The 13,104-nt window shown below is 61.9% G+C and carries 12 protein-coding genes; 8 read left to right on the forward strand and 4 right to left on the reverse strand.

Annotated elements, in window-relative coordinates; all coding sequences use genetic code 11:
• Positions 1-93: 93 nt before the first annotated feature.
• The 6 genes from AB1462_RS17880 to xylB all read left to right on the forward strand — a co-directional run bounded on the left by AB1462_RS17880 (position 94) and on the right by xylB (position 6,761).
• Positions 94-636 (forward strand): cytochrome b, encoded by a 543-nt coding sequence (locus AB1462_RS17880; RefSeq protein ID WP_367247520.1) that lies wholly within the window; start codon positions 94-96, stop codon positions 634-636.
• Positions 637-800: 164 nt separating this feature from the next.
• Positions 801-2,333 (forward strand): sugar ABC transporter ATP-binding protein, encoded by a 1,533-nt coding sequence (locus tag AB1462_RS17885; RefSeq protein ID WP_367247521.1) that lies wholly within the window; start codon positions 801-803, stop codon positions 2,331-2,333.
• On the forward strand, positions 2,326-3,303 hold the full coding sequence (locus AB1462_RS17890) for a ribose ABC transporter permease (protein ID WP_367247522.1): 978 nt from the start codon (positions 2,326-2,328) through the stop codon (positions 3,301-3,303). Before AB1462_RS17885 ends, AB1462_RS17890 begins: the two co-directional genes overlap by 8 nt.
• A 34-nt stretch (positions 3,304-3,337) precedes the next feature.
• Positions 3,338-4,270 (forward strand): ABC transporter substrate-binding protein, encoded by a 933-nt coding sequence (locus AB1462_RS17895; RefSeq protein WP_090404237.1) that lies wholly within the window; start codon positions 3,338-3,340, stop codon positions 4,268-4,270.
• A gap of 21 nt (positions 4,271-4,291) precedes the next feature.
• Positions 4,292-5,284: a LacI family DNA-binding transcriptional regulator gene (locus tag AB1462_RS17900; protein ID WP_090404235.1), complete on the forward strand. Its 993-nt coding sequence runs from the start codon at positions 4,292-4,294 to the stop codon at positions 5,282-5,284.
• A gap of 16 nt (positions 5,285-5,300) precedes the next feature.
• Positions 5,301-6,761, forward strand: a complete 1,461-nt coding sequence (gene xylB, locus AB1462_RS17905) for a xylulokinase (RefSeq protein WP_367247524.1) — start codon at positions 5,301-5,303, stop codon at positions 6,759-6,761.
• Positions 6,762-6,882: 121 nt separating this feature from the next.
• Here xylB and AB1462_RS17910 read toward each other — a convergent pair whose 3' ends face one another.
• Positions 6,883-7,341 (reverse strand): transposase, encoded by a 459-nt coding sequence (locus AB1462_RS17910; protein ID WP_367247525.1) that lies wholly within the window; start codon positions 7,339-7,341, stop codon positions 6,883-6,885.
• Between the two features lie 282 nt (positions 7,342-7,623).
• The gene (locus AB1462_RS17915; RefSeq protein WP_053130035.1) at positions 7,624-8,067 is read right to left on the reverse strand and encodes an Lrp/AsnC family transcriptional regulator; all 444 of its coding nucleotides are present in this window, start codon (positions 8,065-8,067) and stop codon (positions 7,624-7,626) included.
• 109 nt (positions 8,068-8,176) lie between these two features.
• On the opposite strand from AB1462_RS17915, the gene AB1462_RS17920 reads away from it, so the two are divergent.
• A complete protein-coding gene (locus tag AB1462_RS17920; protein ID WP_259194751.1) occupies positions 8,177-9,079 on the forward strand; it encodes a DMT family transporter in 903 nt (300 codons plus the stop codon).
• On the opposite strand, the gene AB1462_RS17925 is transcribed toward AB1462_RS17920, so the two are convergent.
• Both AB1462_RS17925 and AB1462_RS17930 read right to left on the reverse strand, forming a co-directional pair.
• A complete protein-coding gene (locus tag AB1462_RS17925) occupies positions 9,057-11,036 on the reverse strand; it encodes a U32 family peptidase (RefSeq protein ID WP_090404224.1) in 1,980 nt (659 codons plus the stop codon). The two genes, AB1462_RS17920 and AB1462_RS17925, sit on opposite strands and share 23 nt — an antisense overlap.
• 70 nt (positions 11,037-11,106) lie before the next feature.
• Positions 11,107-11,487, reverse strand: a complete 381-nt coding sequence (locus AB1462_RS17930) for a RidA family protein (RefSeq protein ID WP_090404222.1) — start codon at positions 11,485-11,487, stop codon at positions 11,107-11,109.
• Between the two features lie 213 nt (positions 11,488-11,700).
• Here AB1462_RS17930 and AB1462_RS17935 point away from each other — a divergent pair, with 213 nt between their 5' ends.
• On the forward strand, positions 11,701-13,056 hold the full coding sequence (locus AB1462_RS17935; RefSeq protein WP_367247527.1) for a methyl-accepting chemotaxis protein: 1,356 nt from the start codon (positions 11,701-11,703) through the stop codon (positions 13,054-13,056).
• The last annotated feature ends 48 nt before the right edge of the window (positions 13,057-13,104 follow it).

Below are 13,104 nucleotides of genomic sequence, written 5' to 3' on the forward strand. Positions count from 1 at the left end.
TGCCGATCTTCAGACTGCCTTAAGACTTCGCGGGCAGCGTGGCGCGGTCTTCCCACGGCTGCTTGCGGCCACCACCTGCACAAGGCTCTTTCCATGACTGAAGATCTGGCGACACAGCGCTACACGAAGCTGTTGATGACCCTGCACTGGCTGATGCTGGCGCTGTTTGTCGGCGTGTACGCCTGCATTGAAATCAAAGGCCTGTTGCCTCGCGGCCATGCATTGAAGGGCGTTTTCCTCGGCGGCCACGCACTGTTCGGCATCGGCATTTTCCTGCTGGTCTGGCTGCGCCTGCTGGGACGCCTGGCGCCAAGCCCGGCGATCCTGCCACGCCCACCCGCCTGGCAGACCGCCGTGGCGCACCTGATGCACCTGGCCCTGTATGGCTTGATGATCGTGACGCCGCTGTTGGCCTGGCTGATGCTCAACGCCGCAGGCAAGCCCTTGCCGTATTTCGAGTTTGCCTTGCCGTCGCTGGTGGCGGTGGACCCCGACCTGGCCAAGCAATTCAAGCACTGGCATGAGTGGCTGGGCAGCGCCGGCTATTGGTTGATCGGCCTGCATGCCGCCGCTGGGCTGTTCCACCATTACTGGGTACGCGACAACACCCTGGTGCGCATGCTGCCAAAACGTTAGAAATCTAAAAATTGCATTTTTTGCGCTTGATGAAACGTTTCTTCTAGCGACAAACGGACTACGCAAGCGCTTGCGTAAGTAAATGTATCTGATTAGAGTCGGTGGCAATCGGCTCTGATCAAAGAGGGCTGAACGACAAAAATAATAAAACCAGGAGCTCATTGATGAGCCTTGAACCCTTGCTTGAGATGCAGGGCATCAGCAAAACCTTCAACGGTTTGCGCGTGCTCAAGACTGTCGGCCTGAAGGTCTACCCCGGCGAAATCCACGCCTTGATGGGGGAGAATGGCGCCGGCAAATCGACCCTGATGAAAATCCTCTCCGGCGCTTACCAGGCCGATCCCGGCGGTGAAATCCGCATGGCCGGCCAGCCCGTCGCCACCTTTACACCCGCCACCGCCAAAGCCCTCGGCATTGCCGTGATCTACCAGGAATTGAGCCTGTGCCCGAACCTGAGCGTGGCCGAGAACATTTACCTGGGCCGCGAACTGCGCCGTGGCTGGACCATCGACCGCAAGGGCATGCAAGCCGGCTGCGTCGAAGTCCTGCAACGCCTGGGCGCCGAATTCACTCCGGCCACCCAGCTCAGCAGCCTGTCGATTGCCGAGCGCCAGTTGGTGGAAATCGCCCGCGCCTTGCACGCCCACGCCAGGATCCTGGTGATGGACGAACCGACCACGCCGTTATCGTCCCGCGAGACCGACCGCCTGTTTGCGCTGATCAAGCAGCTGCGCAGCCAGGGCCTGGCGATCATCTACATCAGTCATCGCATGGCCGAGATCTATGAACTGTCGGACCGTGTCTCGGTGCTGCGCGACGGCCAATACATCGGCGAGCTGAGCCGCGAGGCGCTGTCGGCCGAAGTCCTCGTGAAAATGATGGTCGGCCGCGATCTGTCCGGCTTCTACAAGAAGGAGCATGCCGCCTACGACCCTGGTGCGGTGGTGATGCGCGTGCGTGACATGGCCGATGGCAAGCGCGTGCGCAATTGCAGTTTTGACCTGCATGCCGGCGAAGTGCTGGGCATCGCCGGACTGGTCGGGGCAGGGCGCACCGAGCTGGCGCGGCTGATCTTCGCCGCCGACCCGCGCACCAGCGGCACCCTGGAAGTGGTGGGCAAGACCGTGACCCAACTGCGCAACCCGGCGGATGCGATTCGTGCCGGCGTGGTCTACCTCACCGAAGACCGCAAGGCCCAGGGCCTGTTCCTGGACATGAGCGTGGCCGACAACATCAACGTCTGCGCCTGTGTGCCGGATGCCCGCGCCGGCGGTGTGCTCGACCGTGGCCATGGCTTGAAACGTGCCAATGAAGCAATCAAGTCACTGTCGATTCGCGTGGCGTCGGGCAAGGTCAATGTCGGCGCATTGTCCGGCGGCAACCAGCAGAAGGTCTTGCTGGCGCGGCTGCTGGAGGTCAAGCCCCATGTGCTGATCCTCGACGAACCCACACGCGGCGTGGACATCGGCTCCAAATCCGAGATCTACCGCATCATCAATCAACTGGCGCAGGCCGGCGTGGGCATCGTGGTGATCTCCAGCGAGCTGCCGGAAATCATCGGCACCTGCGACCGGGTGCTGATCATGCGCGAAGGCCAGTTGGTGGCCGAAGTCGGCGGGGCCTCCGGTCACGTCATCTCCCAGGAACGTATTATTGACCTCGCCACCGGTGGCGATCAGGTGGTTGCCCATGGCTGATTCGATGATTGCTACAACAGGCAAGGCAGAACGTGCCCGCGAACTGATGCGCACGGTCGGCATGTTGCCGGTGCTGATATTGCTGCTGGTGGGCTTCGCCCTGGCCAGTGAGAACTTCCTGACCATGCAGAACCTGTCGATCATCACCCAACAGGCCTCGGTCAATGTGGTGCTGGCGGCGGGCATGACCTTTGTGATCCTCACGGCGGGTATCGACCTGTCGGTGGGGGCGATCCTGGCGGCGTCGGCCGTGGTGGCGTTGCAGGCATCGATGTCGCCGCAGTTCGGCATGTTCGGGATTGCTGCCGGTATTGGCTTCGGCCTGCTGCTGGGCCTGGTCAACGGTGGGTTGATTGCGTTCATGCGCCTGCCGCCGTTTATCGTCACCCTCGGCGCACTCACCGCCATGCGCGGCCTGGCGCGCTTGCTGGCCGATGACAAGACCGTGTTCAACCCCGACCTGCCGTTTGCCTTTATCGGCAACGACTCGGTCCTCGGCGTGCCCTGGCTGGTGGTGATCGCCGTGGCGGTGGTGGCGCTGTCGTGGTTCATCCTGCGCCGCACGGTGATGGGCGTGCAGATCTATTCGGTGGGTGGCAACCCCGAAGCGGCGCGACTCTCCGGGATCAAGGTGTGGAAGGTGCTGCTGTTCGTCTACGCCATGTCCGGCGCCTTGGCCGGGCTGGGCGCGGTGATGAGCGCCTCGCGGCTGTTCGCCGCCAACGGCCTGCAACTGGGGCAATCCTATGAGCTGGATGCGATTGCCGCGGTGATCCTCGGCGGCACCAGTTTTACCGGCGGCGTCGGCACCATCGGCGGCACGCTGATCGGTGCGCTGATCATCGCGGTGCTCACCAACGGCCTGGTGCTGCTGGGGGTATCGGACATCTGGCAATACATCATCAAGGGCATTGTGATCATCGGCGCGGTCGCGCTGGATCGCTATCGCCAGTCCGGTGCGCGGACCTGATTTCACTCCCATAACAATCACAAGAGAGACCCGCATGAACCTTAAACGCATCTTTCCCGTCGTCGCCTTGGCTGCCCTGATGTCCCAAGCCGTAGAGGCCCGCGAACTCAAGGCCCTGGGTATCAGTATGGGCTCGCTCGGCAACCCGTATTTCGTGACCCTGGCCGATGGCGCCACGGCCCGGGCCAAGGAGCTGAACCCTAACGTCAAGGTCACCTCGGTGTCCGCCGACTACGACTTGAGCAAGCAGTTCTCGCAGATCGACAACTTTATCTCGTCCAAGGTCGACCTGATCCTGATCAACGCCGTTGACCCTTCGGCCATGGCCTCGGCGATCAAGAAAGCCCGCGATGCCGGCATCGTCGTGGTCGCGGTGGATGTGGACGCCAAGGGCGTGAATGCCACCGTGCAGACCGACAACGTCGAAGCCGGCAAGCTGGCCTGCCAATACCTGGTGGACAAGCTTTCCGGCAAGGGCAACGTGATTATCCAGAACGGCCCGCAAGTCACCGCCGTGACCGACCGCGTCAAAGGCTGTAAAGCCGCATTGGCCGGCGCGCCGGATATCAAGGTGCTGTCCGACGACCAGGACGGCAAAGGCTCCCGCGAAGGCGGCCTGAACGTGATGCAGGGTTACCTCACGCGCTTCCCGAAAATCGACGGCCTGTTTGCGATCAACGACCCGCAAGCCATCGGCAGCGACCTGGCGGCCAAGCAGCTCAAACGCAGCGGCATCATCATCACCTCGGTGGACGGCGCGCCGGACATCGAGAACGCGCTGAAGACCGATACCCAGATCCAGGCATCCGCCAGCCAGGACCCGTGGACCATGGCGCAGACGGCGGTGAATGTCGGCAATGACCTGCTCAACGACAAAGCCCCGGCCGAAGCGGTTACCCTGCTCACGCCAAAATTGATCACCCGCGACAACGTCGGTACGTACAGCGGCTGGTCGAGTAAACATTGATAGTGTGAGAGGAACAGCGTCGTGGTGACCATGGATGACGTGGCAAGCAGGGCGGGGGTGTCGACGTCGACCGTGTCGCACGTGTTGAACGGCACCCGCAAGGTCAGCCCGGCCACGGTGCTGGCGGTACAGCGGGCGATCCAGGCGCTGGGGTATATCCCCAACACCCTGGCGCGCTCGCTGGCGCGGTCGAGTACCAACACGATTGGCGTGGCGATCTCGGCGCTGTCCAACCATTACTTCAGCGAGACGGTGCACGCGATTGAAACCGAGTGCGCCAAGCACGGCTACATGATGCTGTTTGTCGACACCCACGACGACCCGGAGCAGGAGCTGCGGGTGGTCACGGCGCTTCACCATCGGCGGGTCGACGGTATTGTGCTGGCGCCGTCGAACGGTTCGATGGCCCTGGAGTACCTGCGCGCCAACGAGATTCCAGCGGTGCTGGTGGACCGCATGATGAGTGAGCAGTTTGATCAGGTCGGAGTGGAGAATGCCCAGGCCACCCAGGCGCTGATTGAACACCTGGTCGGGCACGGGCACCGTCGCATCGGCTTTATTGCCGGGCGCACGGGGTTCAGTACCACGGATGAGCGGGTGGCGGGTTACCGCGCGGCGTTGCACGCGGCGGGGCTGGCCTTCGATCCGCAGTTGCTGGTCAACGGTGGCTCCAACACCGAGCCTGCGCGCCAGGCTACGGTGCAGTTGCTGGGCCTGGCTTCGCCACCCACGGCGATCATGGCCGGCAATAACCTCATGACCCTCGGCGCGATGCACGCCTTGCGTGACGCGCAGCTCGACGTGCCGAGACAAATGGCCCTGGTGGGCTTTGATGATTTTGACTGGGCGGATTTTTTCGTGCCGCGCCTGAGCCTGATCGCACAGCCGGTCAAGGCCCTCGGCGCCCGCGCGGTTGACCTGTTGCTGCAACGTATGGCGTCGCCCGACGCACCGCCCCAGAGCGTGCGCCTCGCGCCGACCCTGCAGTTACGTAACTCCTGTGGCTGTCATTGATTGGAATCACACACGCATGAACAGTCCTGTTTCCCTGGGCATTGACCTGGGCACATCGGAACTCAAAGCCATCCTGATGGACACCACGGGCGCGGTGCTGGCCCGTGCCGGCGTGCGCTTGAGCGTGTCGCGCCGGCACAGCGGCTGGTCTGAACAAGCGCCGCAAGACTGGTGGCAAGCCTGCGTGCAGGCGTTGGAGCAACTGCGCGGACACGAGGCGTTTACACGCGTGGCCTGTATCGGCCTGTCGGGGCAGATGCACGGCGCGGTGTTGCTGGGGGCGGATAACCGCGTGTTGTACCCGGCGATCCTGTGGGACGACTCCCGTGCCGTGGCCGAGGCCGAACAATTGGGCCCCGGCTTCGCCGACGTCACCGGCAGCCTGCCCATGGCTGGGCTGACCGCGCCGAAACTGCTGTGGCTGCAACGGCACGAACCCGAGGTGTTCCAGGCGATTGATTGCGTGCTGTCGCCCAAGGATTACCTGCGCTTGCGTTTGAGCGGTGAGCGCATCAGCGAGATGTCCGACGCGGCGGGTACGTTGTGGCTGGATGTGGCGCGGCGGGAATGGTTTAGTCCGATGGTTCGCGCTACGGGCCTCGCCCCTGGGCAACTGCCCCGGTTGGTGGAGGGTGGTGCGGCGAGCGCTTTTTTAACCGCGACTGGGCTGGGTTTGTCGTCTGACGTGGTGATAGCCGGCGGTGGCGGCGACAATCCGGTGGCCGCTGTGGGTATCGGCGCGATCAACGCCGGTGATGGCTTTATCACCCTTGGCACCAGCGCGGCGATTGTTGCGATCACCGATCACGCGGCCGGCAACCCCGCCAGTGCGGTACACAGCTTCTGCCATGCACTGCCCAACCGCTGGTACACCATGGGCGCGATGCTCGCCGGCGCCAGTTGTTTGCGCTGGGTCACACGGCTGACGGGTATGGCGGATGAGCAGACGTTGTTGAATCAGGTCCAGGTGCAGCTGCCTATCGGCCAGCCAGTGCCTTTGGAAACGCCGTTGTTTTTGCCGTACCTCGCAGGCGAACGCACCCCTCATAATGATCCTCTACTGCGCGGCGGCTTCATGAACCTGGGCCACGACTGCACACCAGCGATGCTCGGTTACGCGGTGATGGAAGGGGTGGGTTTCGGTTTGCTCGATGCGTTGCGTGCGGTGCAATCGACCGGCGCCGATGTGGGAGCCTGTGCCCTGGTGGGCGGTGGTGCACGCAGTGAGTATTGGGCGCAGTTGCTGGCGAATATCCTGCAGCGGGAAATCTTCACTTTGCACGGCAGTGAATTGAGCGCGTGTATTGGCGCGGCGAAGTTGGGGTTTGTGGCGCTGGGGCAGGGTGCGGAGTTGCTGGCGGCGGGGATGCCGGTCAAAGCCCGGTACAAGCCTGACCTGACGCAGCAGCAGGTGTTGGAGGCGCGTTATCGCAAGTTTCAAAGTTTGCTGCCCGCCGCAAAGGCCCTTCACGACTAGGCTCCTGTGGCAAGGGGCCTGTTGAGGTGAGCAGGCTTCCTGTGGCAACTGGAATTGTTGTGGCGAGCGGGCTTCCTGTGGCGAGCGGGCTTGCCACAGGAAGCCCGCTCGCCACAAACGGTCATAACCAGGCAGCATCCCACAGTGGGTAATCGCCAATGCGCTCCACCAATCCTGCTCGCAAGGGGTTGGCGACGATATAGCGCGCCATTTTCCGAATATCGTCTTCAGCCCGTACCGCCCGGTCGTGGTAGCCACGCTGCCAGAATTTCTCCCGACTGCCACGGGCGTTGTTGATGCTTAAGGTGCTGCGCGACTTGGTCTGGCGCATCACATCAGGCAGCGTCGGGCCATTGAGGTCGAGCAACCAATGAAAGTGGTCCGGCATGATCACCCACGCCAGCGAATTGACCTGCCCTGAATCATGAACTCTCTTGAATTCTGCGACTAATAAGCGGCCCAGGCGAAAGTCGCGAAACAATGGATGGCGTTGATGCACGACAGCAGTGATCAGATAGGCTCGACCGGTTTCTGAATAGCGACCACGACGTAGCAGGTGAGAGTTTGGCTGACGAGGCAATCCGTTGCTCCTTCGCATGGATAAGAAGCTTTCACGCTAGCAGCGCAGGCGAAATAGCCGCGTTGAGTTGCGTATCCTTTTATTGCATTGCAGCAGGCGGACACGGCTTATTGTGGCGAGCGGGCTTCCTGTGGCGAGCGGGCTTGCCCCGCGTTGGGGCGCGAAGCGGCCCCTAAACCTGACCACTCATTGTGCCTGGATAAACGCGGTGCCTTTATTGGGGCCGCTTCGCAGCCCAACGCGGGGCAAGCCCGCTCGCCACAGGAATCGGTTTGTTACGGTTCAGTCGTTGGTCAGCGGCGGCAAGCGTCGCTTTACCGGGGTTTTCTTGACGATGGCGGTGTTGGTTTCGGCATACGCATTGATCCGGTCCAGCAGGCTGTCGAGATGGTCCATGGTGCGTACATGCAGGCGCGCGATAAAGCAGTCTTCGCCGGTGACCTTGTCGCATTCGGTGAACTCGGGGATCGCCTGGATCTGCCGCTCCACTTCCTGCAGTTTGCCGGGTAGGGGGCGGATGCGCACGATGGCTTGCAGCAGGTAGCCGAAGTGCTTGGGGTCGATGTCGACGGTGTAGTGGGTCAGCACGCCGCGTTCTTCCAGGCGGCGCAGGCGTTCGCCGACGCTGGGCGAGGACAGCCCGGTGATGCCCGCCAGGGCCTTGAGGGATAGTCGCGAGTCGTCCATCAAGGCGGCGATGAGTTGCTGGTCGATGGTGTCAATCATGGTGTCCGCCTAATAAGAAAAGGTAATGTCGGGGTTTTGCCTTTTTTAGGCGCTGGAGCCGATCACAAGCAGATTGCCATAATTGAGCCTCACTTGAGGAGCCTCCATCGTGGACACATCTATTCGTCGCGGGTCGTGGGAAATGATTGCCGCCATGCTGATCTCGGGCACCATCGGCTGGTTTGTGCTGGTGTCTGGCGTGTCGGTCATCGAAGTGGTGTTCTGGCGCTGCGTGATCGGCGGGCTGACCCTGTTACTGGTGTGCGCGCTGCTCGGTTACCTGCGCCTGGACCTGCTCAGTTGGGCCAAGCTCGGCCTGGCGATGCTCAGTGGCGTGGCGATTGTCGGCAATTGGTTGCTGCTGTTCGAATCCTATTCCCATGCATCGATCGCCATCAGCACGGCGGTGTACAACGTGCAGCCGTTCATGTTGGTGATGCTGGCGGCGCTGTTCCTGGGGGAAAAGATCACCGTGCAGAAACTGGCGTGGTTGTGCGTGGCGTTCCTGGGGATGCTGGCGATTGTCACCGCCCATGGTGATCAACCCACCGGTGACGACTACCTTACAGGCATCGCCTTGGCGCTGGGCGCGGCATTCCTGTACGCGATTGCCGCACTGATCATCAAGCGTTTGAAGGACGTACCGCCGCATTTGATGGCGTTGATCCAGGTGACGACGGGCGCGTTGCTATTGGCGCCGCTGGTGCCCTGGAATAGCTTGCCGGTCACCACCAACGCCTGGGCGGCGCTGGCGACGCTCGGCGTGGTGCACACCGGTTTGATGTATGTGTTGCTGTATGGCGCGATCCAGAAATTGCCGACCGCCATCACCGGCGCGCTGTCGTTTATCTACCCGATTGCGGCGATCTTCGTTGATTGGATTGCCTTCGGGCATCGCCTGGGCTGGCTGCAATGGCTGGGGGTGGCGGCAATTCTGCTGGCAGCGGCGGGGTTGCAGCGGGGCTGGTGGTGGCCCCGCTCCCAGAGGGTCAGTGCGTGCCCTGATAGATGAGATTTTCCGGGTTGAAATGCTCCACGACACTGCCCGGTTGCGGCAGCCCAAGGATATGCCCCTTGATCTTGCCCACCACGTGCATTTCGCAGGGTTTGCAGTCGAACTTCAGGGTCAGCACTTCGTCGCCATGAATCAGCTGCATCGGCGCGACCTTGGTCTTCACACCCGTCACACCCTTGGCCTGTTTAGGGCACAGGTTGAACGAGAAGCGCAGGCAGTGCTTGGTGATCATCACCGGCACTTCGCCGGTTTCTTCATGGGCTTCAAAGGCCGCGTCGATCAGCTTCACGCCGTGACGGTGGTAGAAGTCGCGGGCTTTCTGGTTGTAGACGTTGGCCAGGAACGACAGGTGCGCTTCCGGGTACACCGGCGGCGGCGTGGTCTCGGCCTTACGCCCGCCACGCGGGTGTGCGGCAACACGGGCGGCGGTCAACGCTTCGATCACTTCGCGGCGCAATGCCTTGAGCTGTGAGTTGGGGATGAAGAACGCCTGCGGTGCATCCAGTTCGATACGAGTGGCGTGATACTCGGTGGTACCCAGTTGGCCAAGCAGGTCACGCAGGGTATCCAGCGCCTGTTCCGGCTTGTTGGCCACGCCGAACGGGCCGGGCAGGGTGACGCTGGCGCGGATGCCTTCTTCGCTGGTGGCGGTGACTTCCAACTGCTCTTCACGCAAACGTGCGACCCATGACAGGCCGATACGGCGTTCGGCCGAGGTCTTGAGCAACGCCTGCTGCCAGTTGTGGTCCAGGTTGCGGTTCAGCGGGTGGTTCGGGCGCAACTGATGCAGGCCGGCCGGCATTTCATTCGGCTCGACGCGGTAGCGGTAGCGCTTCTCGCCATCCTCCTCGAATTCGCCCTTGGGCTCGGCGATGTTGGCGCGGAAACCCACCACTTCGCGCTTGACCAGCACATTGAGGCCGTCGCCGTTGGACAACGGCTCATGGGTGACCACCTGCAGGTCACGCTTGCCGGCCTTTTCCACCACCCCCACCGGCAAACCGGTGAACGTCGGGGTGTCGAAGGCGCCGATGTCGATCTTGCGGTCGCTGACAAAGTAGTCGGTGCTGCCACGGTGGAAAGTTTTTTCCGGGTCGGGCAGGAAGAAATGCGCGGTACGGCCGCTGGATGCGCGGGCCAGGTCCGGACGGTCTTCGAGAATCTCGTCGAGACGCTGGCGATAATAGGCCGTGATGTTCTTCACATAGCCCATGTCCTTGTAACGGCCTTCGATCTTGAACGAACGCACGCCGGCTTCGACCAGCGCGCGCAGGTTGGCGCTCTGGTTGTTGTCTTTCATCGACAGCAGGTGCTTTTCAAAGGCCACGACGCGGCCTTGGTCGTCTTTCAAGGTGTACGGCAGGCGGCAGGCCTGGGAGCAGTCGCCACGGTTGGCGCTACGGCCATTTTGCGCGTGGGAGATATTGCATTGCCCGGAGAACGCCACGCACAGGGCGCCGTGGATAAAGAACTCGATGGCGGCATCGGTCTCGCCGGCGATGGCGCTGATTTCCTGCAGGTTCAGCTCGCGGGCCAGGACCAGCTGCGAGAACCCGGCCTGGTCGAGGAACTTGGCACGGCCCAGGGTGCGAATATCGGTCTGGGTACTGGCGTGCAGCTCGATGGGCGGAATATCCAGCTCCATCACGCCCAGGTCCTGCACGATCAACGCATCGACACCGGCGTCATAGAGCTGATGGATCAGCTTGCGCGCGGGTTCCAGTTCGTTGTCATGCAGGATGGTGTTGAGGGTGGTGAAGACGCGGGCGTGGTAACGACGGGCGAATTCCACCAGTTGAGCGATATCGCTCACTTCGTTGCACGCGTTATGGCGCGCGCCGAAGCTGGGGCCGCCGATGTAGATGGCGTCGGCGCCATGCAGGATGGCCTCGCGCGCGATGGCGACATCGCGGGCAGGGCTGAGCAATTCCAGGTGATGCTTGGGCAAGGACATAGTTTTTTTAGTCAGGCTTGTCACGGTTGAGGCGGGCATTGTAGCCGTGAATTGCCTGACCGGCATCAACTCAGGCCTTGGCGGCCATCGCCGTGACTTCCACGCGCATGCCGTCTACCGCCAGTGCCGCCACGCCAACCGCCGCGCGCACGGGCCAGGGCTTGGCGAAGAAGCGTTTGTAGACCTCATTGAAGGCGGCGCGGTCGGCCATGTCGGTCAGATAAATGGTCAGGTGCATGACCCGGTCCATGGCGCTGCCGGCCTTTTCCAGCGCCACTTTCAGCGCTTGCAGCGTGCATTCGCTTTGCAGGGTGATGTCGCCCAGTTCCAGGCTGCCGTCGGCGCGGGTCGGGATCTGGGTGGAGACCAGGATGCCGTTGAAACCGACGACATCTGAGGAAATCGAGTCTGCATCCGGATCGGGGGTGTAGGACAGGTCTTGGTTGGTCATCAGTGCGCCTCTTGTCGGTTGTAACAGGAAGGCGCCATGGTCCTTGAAAATAGCAACAGGGGCAAATGAGAGGGCCTCCGATACACCGGGAACTTCCATTTCCCGTACAACATCTTGACGTCAAAAAATAAACAACTAATCCACGTAAAGTCCCGTATTCCGCGGCCGATAGCGAGTTTAGAGATAGATTTTCCGCACGGCTGAGGGTACGTCATGTTCAACACAACACTCAAAACAGAACTGGCGGCCAGGACGGCCGAAGTCACCGAGTACAAAGGACTGATCAGCGCCCTGGAACGCTCCATGGCAGTGGTCGAATTCGACCTCAACGGCAAGGTGCTGCGTGCCAACGACAACTTCCTGAAAACCCTGGGTTACAGCCGTGACCAGTTGGCGGGCAAATCCCACCGTGAGTTTTGCTTGCCGGCGCTGACCAACAGCCCGGCCTACAGTCAGTTCTGGGGGGAGCTTAAGGCCGGTAAGTTCGTCTCGGGCACCTTCAAACGCGTGGACGCCCACGGCAAGACCATCTGGCTGGAGGCAAGCTACAACCCGGTGCTGGATGAGCGTGGTCAAGTCCTGAAAGTGGTCAAGTACGCCTTGGATGTCACCGCCAAAGTCGAGCAAGAGGCTGCCACCCGCAGCAAACTGGCCGCAGTAGACCGGGCAATGGCGGTGATCGAGTTCGACTTGAGCGGTCAGGTACTGGACGCCAACGAGAACTTTCTGCACGTCATGGGTTATACGCTGGCCGAAATCAAAGGCAAACATCACCGCCTGTTTTGCGAGCCCAGCCTGATCAACAGCAGCGAGTACACCGACTTCTGGCGGCGCCTGAATAACGGTGAATTCTTCACCGGGCAATTCAAACGTATTGGCAAGCATGGCCGCGTCGCGTGGCTGGAGGCCAGTTACAACCCGGTCTACGACGGCGACGGCACGCTGATCAAGATCGTCAAGTTTGCCAGCGACATCACTGAGCGCGTGGAGAAGTTCGAGGAAGATTCACGCGGCGCCTCTCGGGCCTACCATATCTCGTCCGAAACCGAGCGGTTTGCCGAACATGGCACCCAGGTGATTCATGAAACTGCAGCTGAAATGCGCCGGATTGCCGAGAACATCGGCGCATCGGCGCGTCTGGTCGGGCAATTGGGAGAGCGCTCCGAGCAAATTACCGCCATCGTCAATACCATTCGAGGCATCGCCGACCAGACCAACCTGTTGGCCCTCAACGCGGCCATCGAGGCTGCCCGTGCGGGCGACCAAGGGCGTGGTTTTGCCGTGGTAGCCGATGAGGTCAGGCAGTTGGCGGGACGTACCAGCCGCTCTACCGCGGAAATCGCCGAGATGATTGGCATGATCCTGTCGGAAACCCGCGACGCGGTGGCCAGCATGAGCTCCACCCAGGAGGGCGCGCAACGCGGCGTGAACCTGGCCGACCAGGCGGGTTCGGTGATCCTGCAGATTCGCACCAGCACCAGTGACGCGGTGCAGGCCGTGAGTATGTTTGCGTCGAAACTGGACGAGTCGGAAGTCATCCCCAAAACCGCCGTCGGCTGGGTTGGCTGATCGCGTTTTAGTCGTGGAGAGGGAGCCGCTCCCTCTCCACACGGCCTC

Origin of the sequence: Pseudomonas sp. SB113, assembly GCF_040754745.1 — a bacterium.
In the GTDB taxonomy this organism is placed as follows: Bacteria; Pseudomonadota; Gammaproteobacteria; order Pseudomonadales; family Pseudomonadaceae; genus Aquipseudomonas; species Aquipseudomonas grimontii.

Excerpts from the sequence above, each read along its gene's own strand:
- AB1462_RS17915 (WP_053130035.1), bottom strand. The coding sequence starts at position 8,067 with ATGATTGACACCATCGACCAGCAACTCATCGCCGCCTTGATGGACGAC.
- AB1462_RS17895 (WP_090404237.1), top strand. The coding sequence starts at position 3,338 with ATGAACCTTAAACGCATCTTTCCCGTCGTCGCCTTGGCTGCCCTGATG.
- AB1462_RS17880 (WP_367247520.1), top strand. The coding sequence starts at position 94 with ATGACTGAAGATCTGGCGACACAGCGCTACACGAAGCTGTTGATGACC.
- AB1462_RS17935 (WP_367247527.1), top strand. The coding sequence starts at position 11,701 with ATGTTCAACACAACACTCAAAACAGAACTGGCGGCCAGGACGGCCGAA.
- AB1462_RS17925 (WP_090404224.1), bottom strand. The coding sequence starts at position 11,036 with ATGTCCTTGCCCAAGCATCACCTGGAATTGCTCAGCCCTGCCCGCGAT.
- AB1462_RS17885 (WP_367247521.1), top strand. The coding sequence starts at position 801 with ATGAGCCTTGAACCCTTGCTTGAGATGCAGGGCATCAGCAAAACCTTC.
- xylB (WP_367247524.1), top strand. The coding sequence starts at position 5,301 with ATGAACAGTCCTGTTTCCCTGGGCATTGACCTGGGCACATCGGAACTC.
- AB1462_RS17930 (WP_090404222.1), bottom strand. The coding sequence starts at position 11,487 with ATGACCAACCAAGACCTGTCCTACACCCCCGATCCGGATGCAGACTCG.
- AB1462_RS17890 (WP_367247522.1), top strand. The coding sequence starts at position 2,326 with ATGGCTGATTCGATGATTGCTACAACAGGCAAGGCAGAACGTGCCCGC.